At 61.4% G+C, this 17,527-nt stretch carries 15 protein-coding genes; 12 read left to right on the top strand and 3 right to left on the bottom strand.

Annotation, left to right across the window (positions count from 1 at the left end; all coding sequences use genetic code 11):
* Positions 1-40 precede the first annotated feature (40 nt).
* Both ACWNZ1_RS08905 and ACWNZ1_RS08900 read left to right on the top strand, forming a co-directional pair.
* The gene (locus tag ACWNZ1_RS08905) at positions 41-1,972 is read left to right on the top strand and encodes a hybrid sensor histidine kinase/response regulator (RefSeq protein ID WP_256452912.1); all 1,932 of its coding nucleotides are present in this window, start codon (positions 41-43) and stop codon (positions 1,970-1,972) included.
* A gap of 145 nt (positions 1,973-2,117) precedes the next feature.
* Complete coding sequence (locus tag ACWNZ1_RS08900) at positions 2,118-2,654, top strand: hypothetical protein (protein WP_135845532.1); 537 nt, start codon at positions 2,118-2,120, stop codon at positions 2,652-2,654.
* A gap of 9 nt (positions 2,655-2,663) precedes the next feature.
* Here ACWNZ1_RS08900 and ACWNZ1_RS08895 read toward each other — a convergent pair whose 3' ends face one another.
* Positions 2,664-4,001, bottom strand: a complete 1,338-nt coding sequence (locus ACWNZ1_RS08895; RefSeq protein ID WP_456027564.1) for a cation:proton antiporter — start codon at positions 3,999-4,001, stop codon at positions 2,664-2,666.
* Between the two features lie 372 nt (positions 4,002-4,373).
* Here ACWNZ1_RS08895 and ACWNZ1_RS08890 point away from each other — a divergent pair, with 372 nt between their 5' ends.
* From ACWNZ1_RS08890 to ligD, 4 genes are read left to right on the top strand one after another with little or no spacing between them, the layout of a single operon-like run.
* Entirely contained in the window at positions 4,374-5,759 is a 1,386-nt protein-coding gene (locus ACWNZ1_RS08890) for an iron-containing redox enzyme family protein (RefSeq protein ID WP_456027563.1), read from the top strand.
* A 9-nt stretch (positions 5,760-5,768) separates the two neighbouring features.
* A complete protein-coding gene (locus tag ACWNZ1_RS08885; RefSeq protein ID WP_135845529.1) occupies positions 5,769-6,770 on the top strand; it encodes a methyltransferase in 1,002 nt (333 codons plus the stop codon).
* The gene (locus tag ACWNZ1_RS08880; protein ID WP_135845528.1) at positions 6,742-7,905 is read left to right on the top strand and encodes a carboxylate-amine ligase; all 1,164 of its coding nucleotides are present in this window, start codon (positions 6,742-6,744) and stop codon (positions 7,903-7,905) included. The genes ACWNZ1_RS08885 and ACWNZ1_RS08880 overlap by 29 nt, the downstream gene beginning before the upstream one ends.
* Positions 7,902-10,517 carry a DNA ligase D gene (ligD, locus tag ACWNZ1_RS08875; protein ID WP_265072058.1) on the top strand — a complete coding sequence of 872 codons (2,616 nt, stop codon included), beginning with the start codon at positions 7,902-7,904 and terminating at the stop codon, positions 10,515-10,517. Before ACWNZ1_RS08880 ends, ligD begins: the two co-directional genes overlap by 4 nt.
* A gap of 37 nt (positions 10,518-10,554) precedes the next feature.
* Here the strand turns inward: ligD and ACWNZ1_RS08870 are convergent, their stop codons facing one another.
* A complete protein-coding gene (locus ACWNZ1_RS08870) occupies positions 10,555-11,166 on the bottom strand; it encodes a Yip1 family protein (protein ID WP_135845526.1) in 612 nt (203 codons plus the stop codon).
* Between the two features lie 167 nt (positions 11,167-11,333).
* Between ACWNZ1_RS08870 and ACWNZ1_RS08865 the strand changes: the two genes are divergently transcribed.
* From ACWNZ1_RS08865 to ACWNZ1_RS08850, 4 genes are read left to right on the top strand one after another with little or no spacing between them, the layout of a single operon-like run.
* Positions 11,334-11,834: a CinA family protein gene (locus tag ACWNZ1_RS08865; protein WP_135845525.1), complete on the top strand. Its 501-nt coding sequence runs from the start codon at positions 11,334-11,336 to the stop codon at positions 11,832-11,834.
* 9 nt (positions 11,835-11,843) lie between these two features.
* Positions 11,844-12,362, top strand: a complete 519-nt coding sequence (locus ACWNZ1_RS08860) for a hypothetical protein (protein WP_265072057.1) — start codon at positions 11,844-11,846, stop codon at positions 12,360-12,362.
* A 7-nt stretch (positions 12,363-12,369) separates the two neighbouring features.
* Positions 12,370-12,819: a DUF421 domain-containing protein gene (locus ACWNZ1_RS08855; protein ID WP_135845523.1), complete on the top strand. Its 450-nt coding sequence runs from the start codon at positions 12,370-12,372 to the stop codon at positions 12,817-12,819.
* A gap of 33 nt (positions 12,820-12,852) precedes the next feature.
* Positions 12,853-13,257: a VOC family protein gene (locus tag ACWNZ1_RS08850; protein ID WP_135845522.1), complete on the top strand. Its 405-nt coding sequence runs from the start codon at positions 12,853-12,855 to the stop codon at positions 13,255-13,257.
* Between the two features lie 43 nt (positions 13,258-13,300).
* On the opposite strand, the gene ACWNZ1_RS08845 is transcribed toward ACWNZ1_RS08850, so the two are convergent.
* A complete protein-coding gene (locus ACWNZ1_RS08845) occupies positions 13,301-14,449 on the bottom strand; it encodes a MalY/PatB family protein (RefSeq protein ID WP_135845521.1) in 1,149 nt (382 codons plus the stop codon).
* Between the two features lie 185 nt (positions 14,450-14,634).
* Here ACWNZ1_RS08845 and ACWNZ1_RS08840 point away from each other — a divergent pair, with 185 nt between their 5' ends.
* Both ACWNZ1_RS08840 and ACWNZ1_RS08835 read left to right on the top strand, forming a co-directional pair.
* Positions 14,635-16,146: a methyl-accepting chemotaxis protein gene (locus ACWNZ1_RS08840; protein WP_135845520.1), complete on the top strand. Its 1,512-nt coding sequence runs from the start codon at positions 14,635-14,637 to the stop codon at positions 16,144-16,146.
* A gap of 302 nt (positions 16,147-16,448) precedes the next feature.
* Entirely contained in the window at positions 16,449-17,525 is a 1,077-nt protein-coding gene (locus tag ACWNZ1_RS08835) for an alpha/beta fold hydrolase (RefSeq protein WP_456027562.1), read from the top strand.
* The last annotated feature ends 2 nt before the right edge of the window (positions 17,526-17,527 follow it).

The raw sequence follows: 17,527 nt of genomic DNA, 5'->3' as shown, positions 1-17,527 counted from the left end.
CTCATACTTCGCAAAAATCCACACGGATGCCCCGGCCAAAATGCTTGAGAATGTCATCAAGACCACACGTGCTAATGAGGAACAGCGCTTTCGTCTGCTCATCGACGCCGTGGTTGACTACGCCATCTACATGACCGATCCCACGGGCATCATCACCAGCTGGAACTCTGGGGCGCGACGGTTCAAGGGGTATGAAGAGGCCGAGATCCTGGGCCAGCATTTTTCCCGCTTCTACACCGACCAGGATCGCGCCGATGGCCTGCCACAACGGGCGCTGGACACGGCCGTGCGCGAGGGGCGTTTCGAGGGTGAGGGCTGGCGTGTTCGCAAGGACGGCACGCTGTTCTGGTCCCACGTGGTGATTGACCCGATCATCGACAGCCAGAGCGGCGAGCTGCTCGGGTTCGCCAAGATCACCCGCGACCTGACCGATCGCAAGATGGCCGAAGAAACCCTCAAGCAAAGCGAGCAGCAGTTTCGCCTGCTGGTGCAAAGCGTCACCGATTACGCGATCTACATGCTCGACCCGGACGGCCAGGTGACCAACTGGAACCAGGGCGCGCAGCGGATCAAAGGATATCTTCCGACAGAGGCCATCGGCCGGCATTTTTCGATGTTTTATACCCCAGAGGATCGCGACGCCGGTGAACCACAGCGAGCGCTGAGCATCGCCGCCAGCGTCGGGCGTTTCGAGAAAAAGGGCTGGCGTGTGCGCAAGGATGGCACGCGGTTCATGGCGCACGTGGTCATCGATGCGATCCGCAGCGATACCGGTACGCTGCTGGGTTTTGCCAAGATCACCCGTGACATCACTGACGCCACTCAGGCGCAGCAGGCCCTCGAACAGACCCGTGAAGCGCTGTTCCAGTCCCAGAAGCTGCAGGCCGTCGGCCAACTCACCGGCGGCATCGCCCATGACTTCAATAACTTGCTGACGGTGATCCTTGGCAACTTGGAGATCGTGCGCAAGCGCATGCCCTGTGACCCTAAACTTGCCCAATTGCTGGACAATGCCACCCAGGGCGCGATGCGTGGTGTTTCGCTGACCCAGCGCATGCTGGCGTTTGCCCGCAGGCAAAAACTGACGTCCGAATCGGTCGAGTTGTCGGCGCTGGTGCGAGGGCTCAGCGGCCTGCTGCAAAGCTCCATGGGCCCTTCGATACACATCCAGGCCGACTTCGCCGAGGCGCTGTCGCCGGTGTGGGCCGATGTCAACCAATTGGAGCTGGCGATCCTCAATCTGGCGACCAATGCCCGGGACGCCATGCCCCACGGCGGTCGAATTGTGATTGCCGCCGATGAACGCCTGGGTAGCGAGGCCGGGCCGGACAAGCCAATGGCCCCCGGTCGCTACATTTGCCTGTCGATCACCGATGAAGGCGAGGGCATGGATGAACAGACGCTGACCTCGGCCGTGGACCCGTTCTTCACCACCAAGGGCGTTGGCAAGGGGACCGGCCTGGGATTGTCCATGGTGCATGGCCTGGCCGAGCAATTGGGCGGCCGCCTGACGCTCAAGAGCCAGAAAGGTATAGGCACCATCGCCGAGTTGTGGCTACCGGTGGCTGAAAGTTCGGCGCCAGACAAAGCAATAACCCAAGAGCCGGCATCGCAGCCGGTGCATGAGTTGCTGGTACTGGTGGTCGACGATGACAGCCTGGTGCTGACCTCCACCCGTTTGTTGATCGAAGACCTGGGGCACCGGGTCCTTTGCGCGCCGTCGGGGCCACAGGCGCTGGAGCTGTATGAACACAATCAGGACATCGACCTGGTGATCACCGACATGGCCATGCCGCAGATGGACGGCGCGCAGTTGGCGAAATTACTCCGTGATAAGCAACCGACCCTGCCGATCATCCTCGCCACCGGTTACGCCGAGCGCCTGGAAGGCTTCGCCACGCAACTGCCACGGCTGACCAAGCCGTTCAAGCAGATTGATCTGGTGCAGATTATTGGGCAGACGATGAAGTAACAGGATCTGATGTCCCCCCTGTGGCGAGGGCGCTTGCTCCCTCGCCACAGGGGGGCGGTTTCGGCCTCCGGTCCATTGGCTTGAACTTGCCCCGCATCGGGCTCTTCTAACGAGTCCGAATCATCATCGAGGCACAGCCCACGCAATGCCCAGAATACTCACCGGCCCAACCCCGGAAGCTGAACTCACCGAACACAACGCCAAGCTGTTCGGGTCCCCCAAGGAGCGGCTGGATTTTTATCGCCGGGAAATCCAGTACGAAACCAGCATTCTGGCCAATCGCACCGATGCCTACCTGGCCGCCCAATCCTTCCTGGTGATCGCCTTTGCCTCGTGCATGGCCAACCTGAACCCGGAGTGGGGCAAGTTGTTCACCTTGATCGTGCCGCCATTCCTGGCCTTGCTGGGGTTCTTGAGTTCGCTCAATGCCTGGCCGGGCATTCGCGCGGCCTACGAGATCATTGATCACTGGCATTTCAAGCAAAGCGAATTGCTGCGTGCCGAACCACTGATGGGCCTGGCCTACGACGACTCGCCACTGTTCAGCGAGCGGGAGTCGACCCACAAGGGTTATCGCAAGTCGCTGCTGTTTTCAGTGCGCACACCGTGGATCTTTGCCACGTTCTGGGTGCTCCTTGGGGGGTATTCGATCTTTATCCAGGTGACCAATCCCGGAGGTTGAGGCCAAGGCTCAGTTCGATTTCTTATGGCGCTCATACCATGCCAATGTGGGCTGTGTACTGAGCCCGTGAACCAGAATGCTCAAGGCCACCACCGACAGCGTCAGGTTGATGCACAGCTGCGCGACCTGCGGCTGCAAATCATGGTTCAGGGCATAGAACAGATAAAACAGACTGCCGATACCGCGTATACCAAACCAACCGATCAACAGCCGTTGTGGCCCGTCCAGCAGCCGTCCCCACGGCATCGCCAGGACGCTCAACGGGCGGATGACGGCAAACAGTAGGGCGCCAATGGCCAAGGCCCGCCAGTCCCAATGGTTGGCCAGCACCACCCCGAGCAGCGTGACCAGGAACACTTCCATGGAACGCTCCACCAGGCTACCGAACGCCAGCATGTCGCTCATCATCACGCCTGCGGCCACCTGGCCTTCGTCCAGGGACTCGGTATCTCCCAGGACGGCTTGCCGGGGATCCGCGGCTTCGTGGCCCACCAGGGGTTGCACCCGGTGTTCGGCCGGCGTTGCGTCGCCGTCGGTGGACTGCACCTCGGCTTGACGCAGGCCCAGCCCGGCGGCGAACACCGAAAGAAAACCATAGCCCTGGACCGCCTCGGCGGCGACATAGGCCAGGGCAATCAACGCCAGGGCCAGGTAGTCATTGGGTGACAGGGTGCTGTCGGCATTCTTGATGCGCATCGACAAGGTCAGCTTGCCAATGCCACGGCCCATCCAATAGCCGATCAGCAAGCCGGCCGGCACGGCCCACAACACATTGCGCAGGGCCCACTCGCCGAGAAAGCCGCTGCCGTCTTCGCGCAACATCAAAAGGCCAAGGATCACAAAGGGAAAGGCCGAGCCATCGTTCAATCCGGCTTCGCCAGACAGGCCGAAACGCACCCGGTCGTCATCCCGCGCATCGTTGACCTGTACCAACGCCGCCAGGACCGGGTCGGTGGGCGCGAGCATCGCGCCGATCAGCATCGACGCGCCCCAACTGAGGCCAAACAGATAATGCAACGCCAGGCACAGGCCGACGATGGACAGGATCATCACCGGCCCGGCCAAACCATAGGCCACACGCCAAGTCCGATCCTTGAGGGGCAGGCGCAGCTTGAGGCCGCTGACGAACAGCGAAAACACCACCGCCACTTCCGTGAGGTGCTCCATCCAGCCCGACGAGTCGGTGATGTCCAGCTTCAGCAGCTCCAATCCCAACGGCCCGATGGCGACACCCAGCACCAGGCACATCGCCGAGGTGGTGACCGGCATCCAGCGCAGGTAGGAAGACGTCAGGGCCAGGGTCAGCAACACGGCACCGAGCACCGCTACCCATACTGTGAAAATCATTGCTGCTCCTTGGGTAGCGAATTCGCCGCTCAATCGCTGACCGACACAAAACTGAGGGGATTTATCCCCGTCGGGCTGCGCGGCAGCCTCTGCACGCCACCAAGCCAAGCCTGATAATGCGCGTCGCCGGCGTTGGGGTTGCTGCGCAACCCGGCGGGGATAAATCCCCTCGACACAAGGGTGTGCACCTGCTGGCTGGTGGAGCGTGTTATCCATTCGAGGGTTGAAGCCAAGCGAGGGTTCCCCCCCAAACACCGTGGCTCCGTTTATCCGGCAGCTTTTCACCCCGAGGGAATTTTTCGTCGTTCTCAGCGCTCTGCAAAAGAAGAGACGTTCTGACTCAGCGTCCTGCAAAGAACCCAAGAGGCCCTTATGACTGCGCTGACAACCCTCCAATCCCGGCCTGCCACCGTGCAACCTGTCACTGATGCCGGGACAGTGCGCCAATGCTACGAACGACTGCTCCAGGGCCCCGACGATGCTGACAAACAAGCTGTCGCCCAAGCGTTTATTCAGCAGTGCGTTGAACAGGCCCAGGCATTGCCTCAAGAAATGCCCGACGACCCCACGGCCCTGCAAACCTGGGTCGAGCAACACAGCGCCGGCGTGGCTCGGCAATACGCCGAGTACCTGGAACGGCGCAAAGGCGGTGGTCCGCGGGAGTTTTTCAGCAGCAAGGCCCACGCCTTGTATTTCCTGCAAGCCGTGGCGCCCACCAAGCTCGTCGACGGCGCCTGGCTATATGGGGTACTCAAGCACTGGCACGACCATCGTTTCGAAGGGCTGTTGTGCACCTACCTGGAAGAACTGGGGGACGGCAACCCGGCGCAAAACCACGTGGTGATCTACCGCAAGCTGCTCGCCGAACATGGCCTGCAGGACGCACCGGACATCGCCGACGAACGCTACCTGCAAGGTGCTGTGCAACTGGCTTTGGGTTACGCCGGCGATGAGTACTTGCCCGAAGTCATCGGCTACAACCTGGGTTACGAACAACTGCCCTTGCACCTGTTGATCAGCGCTTATGAACTGAGCGAGCTGGACATCGATCCGTACTACTTCACCCTCCATGTGACCATCGACAACGCCAGCACCGGCCATGCCCACAAGGCCGTGCAATCGTTGATGCAATTGATGCCGATGGAAGCCGACCGCGAGTCTTTCTGGCGCCGGGTCACCCTGGGCTATCGCCTCAACGACCTGGGGCAGGGCAGCCGGACGATCATCGAGTCGTTCGACCTCTACCGCGAAGTGCTGGACATGCTCGAACGCAAACGCCCGTTCGGCCAGCACATGCATTCCGATTACTGCAAGTTCGAAGGCAAGACCGTCAACCAGTGGCTCTCGGCGCCGGGCCAACTGGAAGGCTTCCTGGCGGCAATGCAGGACAAGGGCTGGATCAAGCGCCACGAGGACCCACAGAACAGCCGGTTCTGGACGCTGATTGAAGGCGCGGGCGCGGCGATGTTTGGGGTGTTCAGCCCGTATGAAAAACAGTTGCTGCACGATTGGATCGCCGGCGACTGGTTGAAGGAAGGCGCACGCAACAGCCCACGGCGCAGCCAAGGGGCGGCCTGCGAGCCACAGATGCCGGTTGAAGATCCCGACGTACAGAACCTTCAGCAGACGCTGCAAGGGCAGGCGCCCGATTCGCGGATGCAGACCCTGATGCCCTGGCTTTCGGCCCGCTGCCACAGCCATCCGGCCGGGTTGCTGGCAACGCGTCGCTTCATCGAACTCAAATCCGTACTGCGCTAGGAGCCCTGCATGAATCAGGAAGAACGCCTGTCCGAACCCGACTTGGCGCTGTTGCAACTGGGCCGTCGCCTGCAAGCCGACGGCTATCGTTTTATCACCCCGACGCCCCTGACTCACGAACGGGTCAACCAGCGGCCCGGCAACGAACATTCCAAGACCCTGCGGGATGTGTTTGGCTGGTCGCGACCCTTTGCCCCGGGGCTGATCAGTGCCGATGAGCAGCGGCAATTGCAGGAAGCCCAAGTGCTGGAGGAGCGCGAGGGTCTATTGCGCAGTCGGGTGCGCTGGTCGAGCCTGGACGGCTTGCTGTTCGCCCATTCGCAATTCCCCACCCAGGCCGCCGATGCCGTGTTTTTCGGCCCTGACAGCTACCGCTTCGCCCAGCTGATCCATACTCATCTACAACAGAATTTCACTGCGGTGCATCGCGCCGTGGACATCGGTTGCGGCGCGGGTGTCGGCGCCATTGTGATTGCCCGGGCCCGGCGTGAGGCGCAAGTGCTGGCCTTGGACATCAACCCATTGGCCCTGCGCCTGAGTGCGGTGAACGCAGCGCTGGCCGAAGTCGCCAACGTTGAGATCGCCCGCAGCGACGTCCTTGAGGACGTGGAGGGCAACTTCGACCTGATTGTTGCCAATCCGCCCTACATGGCTGATCCGTCCGAGCGCGCCTATCGCCATGGTGGCGGGGTACTGGGTGCCGGTCTGTCACTGCGCATCGTCGAACAGGCGTTGCCTCGCCTCACGCCGGGCGGCTCGCTGGTGCTCTACACGGGTGTGGCAATGGTCGATGGTCGCGATCCGTTTCTGGAGGCCCTGGGACCTTGGCGCGACTCGGCGGATTTTGGCTGGACGTATCGAGAATTGGACCCGGATGTGTTTGGCGAGGAATTGCTCACACCGGGTTATCAGGACGTGGAAAGGATCGCCGTGGTGGCGTTGGTTGTAACCCGCATCGGCGCGGGTATCGGAGGGATTATCGATGAACAGGCGCATGAAGTTCGGCATTGAAGAGGAGTATTTCATCACCGACCTGCAAACCCGCTGCATGCCCGGTGAGCCGCCCGAGGGCGCCGTCGCGGCGTGCCGGGAACAGTTGGGCAAGCATTTCGCCCATGAGATGTTCCAGTGCCAGGTCGAGATGGCCTCGCCCATTTTTCGCAGCCTGGCCGAGGCCGCAGACTACTTGACCGGGGTGCGTAGGGGCCTGAACCAGCGGTTGGCGCCCTATGGCCTGGGGCTGCTGAGCGCAGGCTCACACCCCAAGGCCACCCAGGTCCTGCAACCCACTGATGAATTGCACTTCCAGCAACTGTTCGACGATTATCAACGGGTGGCTCGGCGCAGCGTGCTGTCGGGCCTGCATGTACACGTCGAGGTGCCCGCCAATCAGGACCGCGTGCGGGTCATGAATGAGGTGTTGCCGTGGCTGCCCATGTTCCTCGCGCTGAGCGCTTCGTCACCCTTCTGGAACGGCGCCTACAGTGGTTTCAGCAGCTATCGGCAAGTCGCCTGCGATGAATGGCCGCGCATGGGCGTGCCGGAGTTTTTCGAGGATGAGTCGGCGTTCGCCGGTTATGTCGACATGCTCATGCGCACCGGCTCCATTCGCCAACCCAGCGACTGCTGGTGGGTGATACGACCTTCGTCGCGTTACCCGACGCTGGAATTGCGAATTTGCGATGCCTGCCCTCGAGTCGAAGACGTGCTGTGTATCGTCTCGCTGTTTCGCCTGATGGTGGCCCATGCCATCGCCCAGCCGCGCCCCGGCGCCCATTACAGCCTGATGTCCCAGTGGATCCTCAAGGAAAACCGCTGGCGGGCCAAGCGCTATGGGATTCTGGCGGAATTCATTGTCCAGGGGCAGGAACAACCCATGCTCATCGGCGAGTGGCTCACTCTGGCGGAGGAAACCTTCGGTGACACTGCCGCAGAGCTTGGCGTCCAGGATGTATTCAAACAAGCACGCCGCATCGTCCAGGAAGGCATCAGTGCCGACCGGCAGATCGTTCTCTATGAGCAGGGGCTGCTACTGGGTGACACCACCGAACAGGCCTTGAGCCGAGTCGTCGATCAATTGTTGGCGGAAACCGCCGGGATGCCTGCCGCCGATCCGGCCTTGCTGCAGGTGGCAGGCGGTCCATGAGCAGCAAGACCCTTGAGGACTACAACCGCATGCGCGATTTCGCCGCCACCCCGGAGCCGGCGGCGAAACGCTCGCGCAAATCAGCAAAAGCCGCCCATGCCTTGCAGTTCTGCATTCAAAAGCACGATGCCTCGCGGCTGCATTACGACTTCCGCCTGGAGCTGGACGGTGCGCTCAAGAGCTGGGCGGTGCCCAAGGGGCCGTCCCTGGACCCTAAGGTCAAGCGCCTGGCGGTCCATGTTGAAGACCATCCGTTGGATTACGCGACGTTTGAGGGCAGCATTCCCGAAGGGCATTATGGTGCCGGCGATGTCATTGTCTGGGACCGAGGCGTGTGGATTCCCCAGGGCGATGCCCACGAAGCTTATGAAAAAGGCCGGCTCAAGTTCGAGCTGCAAGGCGAAAAGCTCGCCGGCCTGTGGAACCTGGTGCGCACCCACATGCCCGGCAAGCAGGAACAGTGGTTCTTGATCAAACATCAGGACGAGGCGGCCCGCCCGGCAAGCGAATATGACGTGGTGCAAGCGGAGCCGGACAGCGTGCTCAGCGATCGCACCCTGGTGCCCAAGCGGCGGGGCACCGCCGCAGCCAAAGCCGCAAAAGCACCTGAAAAAGCCGCCAAGGCGAAACCGTCAAAAAAAGCCTCGAAAACCACCCTCAACGGCGCCGTGGTCGGGCCGATCCCCGCAACACTCAAACCTGAGCTGGCCACCTTGGTGGAGACTGCGCCCGACGGCGAATGGCTCTACGAAATCAAGTTTGACGGTTACCGGGTCATGGCGCGCATTGAACACGGCGATGTACGGCTGATCACCCGCAACGGCCATGACTGGACCCACAAACTGCCCAAGCAAGCCGAGGCTTTGGCCGGCTTGGGGTTGGAGTCGGCCTGGCTCGACGGCGAAATGGTGGTGGCCAACGACCAGGGTGTGCCGGACTTCCAGGCCTTGCAGAACGCCTTCGAGGTCGGCAGCAGCGCCAAGATCGCTTATTACCTGTTCGACTTGCCTTATCTCAACGGCATGGATCTGCGCAAAGTGCCCGTGGAGGCGCGACGGGCCGCGCTGGCGGCGGTGCTCGAACGCAACGAAGATCCACTGCTGCGGTTTTCCGATGCCTTCGAAGAAACCCCTGAAGCGTTGCTCAATAGCGCCTGCCAGATGCAGATGGAGGGGCTGATCGGCAAACGGCTGGGCAGCGCCTATGTTTCCCGGCGCAGCAATGATTGGATCAAGCTCAAATGCAAGAATCGCCAGGAGTTCGTGGTGGTTGGGTTCAGCGACCCCAAGGGTGCCCGCAACGCCTTTGGCGCCTTGCTGCTGGGGCTGCATGATGCTGACAGCGGTGAGTTGCGCTACGCCGGCAAGGTCGGCACCGGGTTTAATGAAACCACCCTTAAAAGCATCCACCAACAGCTGTTGCCCTTGGAAACGAAGAAGGCCGCCGTGGTCAATCCGCCTACCGGCTACGAAGCCAAAGGCGTGCATTGGCTGAAACCGACGCTGCTGGCCGAGGTGGCGTTTGCCGAAATGACCAAGGAAGGCTCGGTGCGTCATGCCGTGTTCCATGGTTTGCGCAACGACAAACCGGCCGAGGCAATCACTCAGGAGCTTGCCAAACCCGTGAAAAAGCCCGCTTCTACGAAGAAATCCTCAGCGACAGGCAAAGCTGAAAAAAAACCGGCCAAATCCAAGGCGAAAGCCACCCAGGCGCCGGCCATGGACGCAAAGGTGCGTATCACGCATCCGGACCGAGTCATCGACGTCAGCAGTGGCACCACCAAGCTGCAACTGGCCGAGTATTACGCCAGCGTCGCCGAATTCATTCTGCCGGAATTGGCTGATCGCCCGGTGGCGCTGGTGCGCGCACCCGATGGGATCGCCGGTGAGCTGTTCTTCCAAAAAAACGCCGAACACCTGGCGATCCCCGGCATAACCTGCCTGGACAAGGCGCTGACGGGGCAGCCGGTGATGATCATCAACAACGCCGAGGCGCTGATCGGCGCGGTGCAGATGAGCACGGTGGAGCTGCACACCTGGAACGCCACGACGGTGAACCTGGACAAGCCCGACCGCTTTGTCCTCGACCTTGACCCGGATCCGGCATTGCCCTGGAAACGCATGGTGGAGGCCACGCAACTGACCTTGTCGGTGCTCGATGAGCTGGGACTCAAGGCGTTTCTCAAGACCAGCGGCGGCAAGGGCATTCATGTGGTGGTGCCGTTGACGCGAAAGTTGGGTTGGGATGAGGTCAAGGGATTCAGCCATGCCATCGTCAGCCACATGGCCAAGCTGTTGCCGGACCGTTTCTCGGCGGTGTCCGGGCCAAAAAACCGGATAGGGCGGATCTTCATTGATTACCTGCGCAACGGTCTGGGCGCCACCACCATCTGCGCCTACGCCGCGCGCACCCGGGAAGGGCTGCCGGTGTCGGTGCCGATCTTTCGCGAGGAAGTTGCCGAGCTCAAGGGCGCGAACCTGTGGAACGTGCACAACGTTCATGAGCGCCTGATGGAAGTCGGTCACGAGCCCTGGGCCGGCCTCAAGAAAACCCGCCAGAGCATCACCGCCGACATGCGTCGGCGGATTGGCATGAAAAAGCCCGATAAGTAGACCCCGCGACACGTGAACCTTGTGAACAAGTTGATGCTCAACTTGCCGGAAAACGCAGGTATTCCGGCTGCAACACGTTGAACCACAGCAGGATCATCTCCACCAGGATCGTCACCAGCACCAACAACCCGACGCCCCAGACGCTGGCCGAGTACAGCAGGCCCTGTTCTTTCCTGAGACTCATGAACTTGGGTAGCCCGACAAACAGCAAGAATGTCGAGTAGGCCGAGGCCACCGCCAACACGGCCACCGTCAGCCAACGGTTGGGGTAGAGCCCGAAAATCCCGGCGAGGAAGTACGGCGTGGCGGTATACGCCGCGAACCCGATGCACTGGTTGACCGTCGGCCGGGCGTCGAAAGTGCGGGACATCCAGCGAATGAACAACCCCATGAGCGCCACGCCGGCGACGATGGTCAGGTACAGCAGCACGCATAATTGCAGTGCGCTGGCGCTGCTGAGCCGTACCGTTTCGTTTTCGGCCAGGCTCCAGCCGGTCCAGGTGGTACCGATGAACAGACACACTGCGGGAATCAAGGCCAGCAACAGCAAATGGCTCAGGTAATGGCGCGGATGAGCCTGCTCTTGCTCGCGGATATCCGCCCAGGCGAACTCGGGATGGGTGAACAGTTTGACGAAAGGCGCAGACATGACGACCTCCTGATCAAGACAGCCTCTGCATGAGGCTCCTACGAATTTGAGGTACAGGATTGGGTCGCGGTTTCATTTATTTGCCGCATCCGGGCGGCGGCGCGATAAAGGGAATGAATCATTACGGCGGGGGTCAACCCATCAGCACCATGAAAGGACGACTTGCCATGACCGTTGCCCGCTCCATTTGTGAGTACCTGCGTGAACATGAACTGCGCCTGACCACGGCCGAATCCTGCACCGCCGGCCAGATCGTCACGTTACTGGCCGAGGTGCCGGGCAGTGGATCGCTGATCGAAAGCGGTTACGTGGTGTATTCCCCGGAGGCGAAACAACGGCTGCTGGGGGTAAACCCGCGCACCATAGAGACCTTCAACCTCACCAGCCGCGAAGTCGCCAAGGAAATGGCCCTCGGCGCGCTGCATGACGCTAATGCCAACGTGGCGGTGGCGACCACCGGCATTCTCGGACCGGACGACATGGACGGCATTCCCGCCGGCACCGTCTGTTTTGCCTGGGCGTTCGAGGTGAACGGCCAGCGAGCACTGTTCAGTCGCCAGGAACGGTTTTTCGGCAGCCGCGGCCAGGTGCAAATGTGGGCCGCTGAACACGCGCTTCTTCAACTGCGGCATTTTCACCAACGGGCTTTGGCCGGAGAGCGCCGATAAGGAGTCGCCATGCCCCATTCCACTGAGCCAGAGGACTTTCACAGCCGTGTGTTTCCGGTGCGTGAAGACATGGACTACCAGCTCAAGGTCTGGCGTTTCGAGCGCGTGGGCTGGTACATCCTGGTGCTGCTGGTGGTCCTGACCCTGCTTGGCTTGTTCTCCCGCGGCCCCTTGAGCTCGCGCGATCTACAGAGCCGCGATGGCAGTCTCGGCGTCGAATACGAGACGTTTAATCGCAATGGCTCCACCAATCCGATGATCGTTCATATGAAGGGTCAACCCAACGCCGTGCTCGAAGTGGCGTTGGACGGCGCGTGGCTGCAAGGCTTTGAAGTACAGACGCTGCAACCCCAACCGGTGCGTTCGGCGAGTGCCGGCCAAGGCATGCGGTTTTGGGTCCAGGCCGATGCCCAAGGGCAGGCCAGTCTGTACCTGTCGTTGCTCGGTCAGGGGCTGGGGATCTATCACGGCCGCCTCGCCATGCCCGGTGGCGCCTCGCTCAGTTTCGATCAGTTCATTTTCCCTTAGGTGACCTATGGATTCCGTGCTGCGGGCCGCCGCGATGTATGTAGCATTGATGGTGTTGTTCAAGATCGCCGGGCGTCGCTCCCTGGCGGACCTCACCACCTTCGACTTCGTGTTGTTGATGATCATCGGTGAGGCCACCCAACAGGCGCTGCTGGGGGATGATTTCTCGTTAACCAACGCGCTGATGGTGATCGTCACCCTGATTGCCATCGACGTCGGGTTGTCATTGCTCAAGCAGCGTTCCAAACGGGTTTCGCAACTGATCGACGGCGGCCCGACCATCATTGTCGAGAACGGTCGCATACTCCAGGGGCGCATGCGCCATGCCCGATTGGTGGAAGAAGACATCATGGAGGCCGCACGTTCGAGCCAGGGTATCGAGACCCTGGAGCAGATCAAGTTTGCGATTATCGAGCGCAACGGGAAAATTTCGGTGATTGCCAAGGAGCAGTCTTGAGCATTAGCACCGTCGGAATATAAGGAAAAGGACATGTTCAGCCACATACAGATCGGCGCGCGTGACTTGCCGAAAATGGTCGCTTTTTATGATGCCGTTCTCGGTTGCCTGGGGTTGGTGCGCATGGCCAGCGAAAACGACTCGGGCCCGCCGGGGGAAGGTTGGCATCAACCAGGAAAGCCTTGGCCACAGGTCTTTGTGCAACTGCCATTCAATGGTTTGCCCGCCACCTGGGGCAATGGCATGCAAGTGAGCTTTGCCGCCGACTCACCGCAAACCGTGCGCGCTGCCTGGGAGCAGGCCATCGCCCTGGGCGGCTTTGACGAAGGCGCCCCGGGCCCCAGGCCGCATTACTCGCCAGGGTACTTCGGGGCGTATTGCCGGGATCCGGAGGGGAACAAGTTGTGCTTTGTGTATACGCCAGAGATGCGTGGGTAAACGCGGATCAATTGTGGCGAGGGGATCTGCTTTGTCAGGGCAATCAGCCCCTGGCCTTCAAACTCCGCTCCATCCGCGCAATCCCTTCCTCCAGCAACGCCCGCGGGCAACCGAAGTTCAGGCGCACGAACTGCCCGGCATCGTCGCCAAAATCCAGCCCGGCGCTCAGGCCTACCTTGGCTTCTTTCAGGAAGAACCCCTGCGGGTCGTCCAACCCCAACGCCGAGCAATCCAGCCAGGCCAGGTAAGTGCCCTGGGGCACCGTCATGGTCACGCCCGGCAGACGCGTGTTCACTGCTTCAACCAGGTAATCACGGTTGGCTTGCAGGTACGCTTTGAGTTGTTCGAGCCACGGACCTGCTTCGCTGTAGGCGGCGCGGGTGGCTTCAAGGCCCAGGGCATTGACGCTGTCGACCATGCCGGCCCGGGCGCTGTTGACCCGCTCGCGGACCTTGGCGTTCTGGATGATGGCAAACGAGGTTTTCAACCCGGCGATGTTGTAGGCCTTGCTGGCGGACATCAGGGTGATGGTGCGCTCGGCAATTTCCGCGCTGAGGGACGCAGTGGGGATGTGCACGCGGGCGTCGAAACACAGCTCGGCATGGATTTCATCGGAGATGATCCAGGCATTCTGCTCCAGGCAAATGTCTGCCACGGCCTTGAGTTCTTGCCGGTCAAACACCTTGCCCAACGGGTTGTGAGGATTGCTCAGCAATAGGGCGCCACCACCCTGCAACGCCTCGCGCAACGCGGCCAGCGGCGTGTGAAACTCGCCATCTACCGGGTCGAACGGCAGTTCCACCTTGTTCAGGCCCCAGTGACCCGGGGCGTTGCGCAGCGGCGGGTAATTGGGCACCTGCACCACGACATTCTGCTGGGGCTCCACGAGCGCGTGCAGCGCCATGTTGAAACCCGGTTCGACGCCGGGCAGGAACACAATCTGCTGGGGCTCGACGCGCCACGCGTACTTGTTCCACAGGTCCGCCACGATAGCTGCCCGCAGGTTGTCCTGGGCAACGCTGTAGCCGAGCATCGTATGTTCGAGGCGCTTGTGCAGCGCATCGATGATCACAGACGGGGCAGGGAAGTCCATATCGGCCACCCACATCGGCAACACATCGGCCGGGTAACGGCTCCATTTGGTGCTACCGGTACCGTGGCGCTCGAACACCGTATCGAAATCGAAAGTCATGGGGGTTCCATCAGGTCGGGAGTTGAGATGGCCAACATCATAAAGCAAAGGTCGCTGACAAAAGGTTGGTGGCGTAGTGCCACTAACTGATGATAATCAGTTACAGTTCCCTTCCGAGACGCCGATAAGGCCTGAAACCGGCATTGGTAACGGACCCCCCAAGTATCCGAAAAGGACAGCCATCCATGACATCGCCCGTGCGCTTTAACGATCACCACCGTAAAGCCGATCGCATCATGCTGGGGCTGCTTTGGCTTACTCTGCTGTATTCGCTGTGCCTGGCGTTCATGCATTCGACCTTCACCCAGGCGTTGCTGGTGGGAGGCACGACCTGCGTGCTGACCACCGTCCTTTATCGCGGCCTGGGCGGCACCCGCGTCATGCGCTGCGTCATCGCCGTGGCGCTGATGGTCATGGCGGCGCTGCACATCAACCAGACCCACGGCGTGATCGAGTTCCACTTCGGGATTTTCGTGCTGTTGGCGGTGCTGACGTTCTACCGGGACTGGCTTCCGATTGTCGTGGCCGCCGCCACCATCGCCGTCCACCACCTGGGTTTCCACTGGCTTCAGCATCAGGGCTATCCGGTGTTCGTCATGGGTACCCACGGCGGCTGGAACATGGTCTTGCTTCACGCGTTCTACGTGGTGGTGGAAAGTGTGATCCTGATTTACCTGGCGAACCAGAGCCTGGCCGATGCCACGGACAACCAGGAGGTGCTCGACAAAGTACTGGCCGCCGCCACGAAGCTGAGCAGCGATGCCGGTGCCCAGCGCAACCAAGGGGGCAAAGTCTCCTCGGGGGAGCGTTTCGACCACTTTCTGCAACAGGTCACCAACCTGGTGGACGGCGTGGTGCGCGATACCCGAAACCTCTCGGACCTCGGCCAGGATCTGTCCCAGGTGGGCCAGACCCTGGAAAACGGCGCCCGCCACCAGTTGGACGAAGTGGCGCAAATGAGCGGCGCGATCGGCCATCTGGTCCAGGCCATGGAAAACATCGCCGGCCACGTCGATCAGACGCTGCAACGCGCCGGACAGGCCAACGAGCAGGTCAACCGAGGGCGCAGCACCGTTGACCAGACCCGCGAAGAAATCGTCGAACTGGCCGGGCGCATCAACCTGACCAACGAAACCGTACAAGTCCTGGTCGAACAGGCGCAACAGATTGGCCAAGTGCTGGACGTGATCAACGGCATCGCCGAGCAAACCAACCTGCTGGCCCTCAACGCCGCCATCGAGGCCGCCCGGGCCGGTGAGCAGGGCCGTGGTTTCGCGGTGGTGGCCGACGAAGTCCGGACCTTGTCACAAAAAACCTCGGCTTCCACCACGCAAATCCAGCACATCATCGCCAAGCTGCAACAAGGCAGCCGCCAGGCCGCCGTCGCCATGCAAGACAGTCGCGACGGAGTGGAGCGCTGCGTAACCGCCAGCCAACTGGCCTCACAACTGCTGCACGCCGTGGTGGAAGACATCGCGGTGATCAACCACTTCAACGACCTGATCGCCAGCACCACCCAGGAACAGTCCAAGGCATCGCTGGGCATCAATGAGCGGTTGCAAACCGTCCAGGCTGTGGCTGAGCGCAACGCGGACAACATCGGCATCCTGACCCGCAGCAGCCAAAGCCTGCCGCCGATGGCGCAACGGCTGGCGCTCTTGGGGCAGGCGTTTCATGGGAAGGGTGGGGTGGCCTGAACCGGCATCACGAGCAGGCTCGCTCCCACATTGGGTTTGCGGCGTTCACGAATCCTAGGACCACCACCAATCCTGTGGGAGCGGGCTTGCTCGCGATTGCGGTAGGTGCGGCAACATTGATGTCACAGGCTTGCCACGCCATCCAAATGTATCTCCGTGTATCTACGTCTCGTACAGATACGGACTGTTTCTTTTAAGGCCACCGATGACACATCCGGGATACCTCGCCAGCGTCAAATGAACCCATCGAGACGGCACAAGCAGTCTCACGGGCTCACCCACCGCTCGCAAGGAGATCCACCATGGACAAGACTCTGTTGAACCCGGCATCCGCACCGCGCCCACGTCGTCTGCTCGCGCCCTCCATTCTGATGTTCACCATGATGCAACTGGGCGCCTTGGGCTTTGCCTCATCACAGGCGAGCGCCGCGGATGTACCTGCCAGCACCATCGCCTCCATCACGCCAGGCAGTCACACCTCGTTCGGCCCGTTGAAGCACGTCAAGGCGGGCCTGCTGGACGTGGCTTATGCCGAGGTCGGTCCTGCCGATGGGCCGGTGGTCATCCTGCTGCACGGTTGGCCCTATGACATTCACAGCTACGCCGACGTTGCCCCGGCACTGGCCGAGAAGGGCTATCGGGTGTTGATTCCCTATGCCCGGGGTTACGGTGATACGCGCTTCCTGTCGGCCAAGACCCTGCGCAACGGCCAGCCTTCCGCGCTGGCAAGCGATCTGATCGACTTCATGGACGCGCTGAAGATCAAGCAGGCCGTGCTCGGGGGGTACGACTGGGGCGCCCGCACCGCCGACATCGTCGCGGCTCTGTGGCCGGAGCGGGTGAAAGCCCTGGTGGCGGTCAGTGGCTACCTGATCGGCAGCCAGGAAGCCGGCAAGACGCCGCTGCCGCCGGCCGCCGAGTTGCAGTGGTGGTATCAGTTCTACTTTGCGACGGAGCGTGGCCGCCTCGGTTATGAGACGAACACCCACGACTTCGCCAAGCTGATCTGGAAACTGGCGTCGCCGAAGTGGAACTTTGACGACGCGACGTATGACCGCAGCGCCGCCGCTTTGCAGAATCCCGATCATGTCGCCGTCTCAATCTTCAACTATCGCTGGCGCCTGGGCCTGGTCAAGGGCGAGGCCAAATACGACAAGCTGGAGAAGAAACTCGCGACCTTTCCCTCCATCGGCGTGCCGACCATCACCCTCGAGGGTGACGCCAACGGCGCACCGCACCCACCGGCCGAGGCCTATGCCAAGCGTTTCACCGGCAAATATGAGCATCGCCTGATCGACGGCGGTGTCGGCCACAACCTGCCGCAAGAGGCCCCGCAAGCGTTCGCCCAGGCTGTGATCGACGCCGATCACCTCCAATGACG

The organism is Pseudomonas sp. CFBP 5748 (assembly GCF_053850495.1).
This window is presented reverse-complemented; position numbering and strand designations above follow the sequence as displayed.

Bases quoted from the DNA above. Each gene is read 5' to 3' on its own strand.
- ACWNZ1_RS08865 (WP_135845525.1), top strand. From the start codon at position 11,334: ATGACCGTTGCCCGCTCCATTTGTGAGTACCTGCGTGAACATGAACTG.
- ACWNZ1_RS08885 (WP_135845529.1), top strand. From the start codon at position 5,769: ATGAATCAGGAAGAACGCCTGTCCGAACCCGACTTGGCGCTGTTGCAA.
- ACWNZ1_RS08845 (WP_135845521.1), bottom strand. From the start codon at position 14,449: ATGACTTTCGATTTCGATACGGTGTTCGAGCGCCACGGTACCGGTAGC.
- ACWNZ1_RS08850 (WP_135845522.1), top strand. From the start codon at position 12,853: ATGTTCAGCCACATACAGATCGGCGCGCGTGACTTGCCGAAAATGGTC.
- ACWNZ1_RS08870 (WP_135845526.1), bottom strand. From the start codon at position 11,166: ATGTCTGCGCCTTTCGTCAAACTGTTCACCCATCCCGAGTTCGCCTGG.
- ACWNZ1_RS08855 (WP_135845523.1), top strand. From the start codon at position 12,370: ATGGATTCCGTGCTGCGGGCCGCCGCGATGTATGTAGCATTGATGGTG.
- ligD (WP_265072058.1), top strand. From the start codon at position 7,902: ATGAGCAGCAAGACCCTTGAGGACTACAACCGCATGCGCGATTTCGCC.
- ACWNZ1_RS08895 (WP_456027564.1), bottom strand. From the start codon at position 4,001: ATGATTTTCACAGTATGGGTAGCGGTGCTCGGTGCCGTGTTGCTGACC.
- ACWNZ1_RS08835 (WP_456027562.1), top strand. From the start codon at position 16,449: ATGGACAAGACTCTGTTGAACCCGGCATCCGCACCGCGCCCACGTCGT.
- ACWNZ1_RS08880 (WP_135845528.1), top strand. From the start codon at position 6,742: ATGAACAGGCGCATGAAGTTCGGCATTGAAGAGGAGTATTTCATCACC.
- ACWNZ1_RS08900 (WP_135845532.1), top strand. From the start codon at position 2,118: ATGCCCAGAATACTCACCGGCCCAACCCCGGAAGCTGAACTCACCGAA.
- ACWNZ1_RS08890 (WP_456027563.1), top strand. From the start codon at position 4,374: ATGACTGCGCTGACAACCCTCCAATCCCGGCCTGCCACCGTGCAACCT.
- ACWNZ1_RS08905 (WP_256452912.1), top strand. From the start codon at position 41: ATGCTTGAGAATGTCATCAAGACCACACGTGCTAATGAGGAACAGCGC.
- ACWNZ1_RS08840 (WP_135845520.1), top strand. From the start codon at position 14,635: ATGACATCGCCCGTGCGCTTTAACGATCACCACCGTAAAGCCGATCGC.
- ACWNZ1_RS08860 (WP_265072057.1), top strand. From the start codon at position 11,844: ATGCCCCATTCCACTGAGCCAGAGGACTTTCACAGCCGTGTGTTTCCG.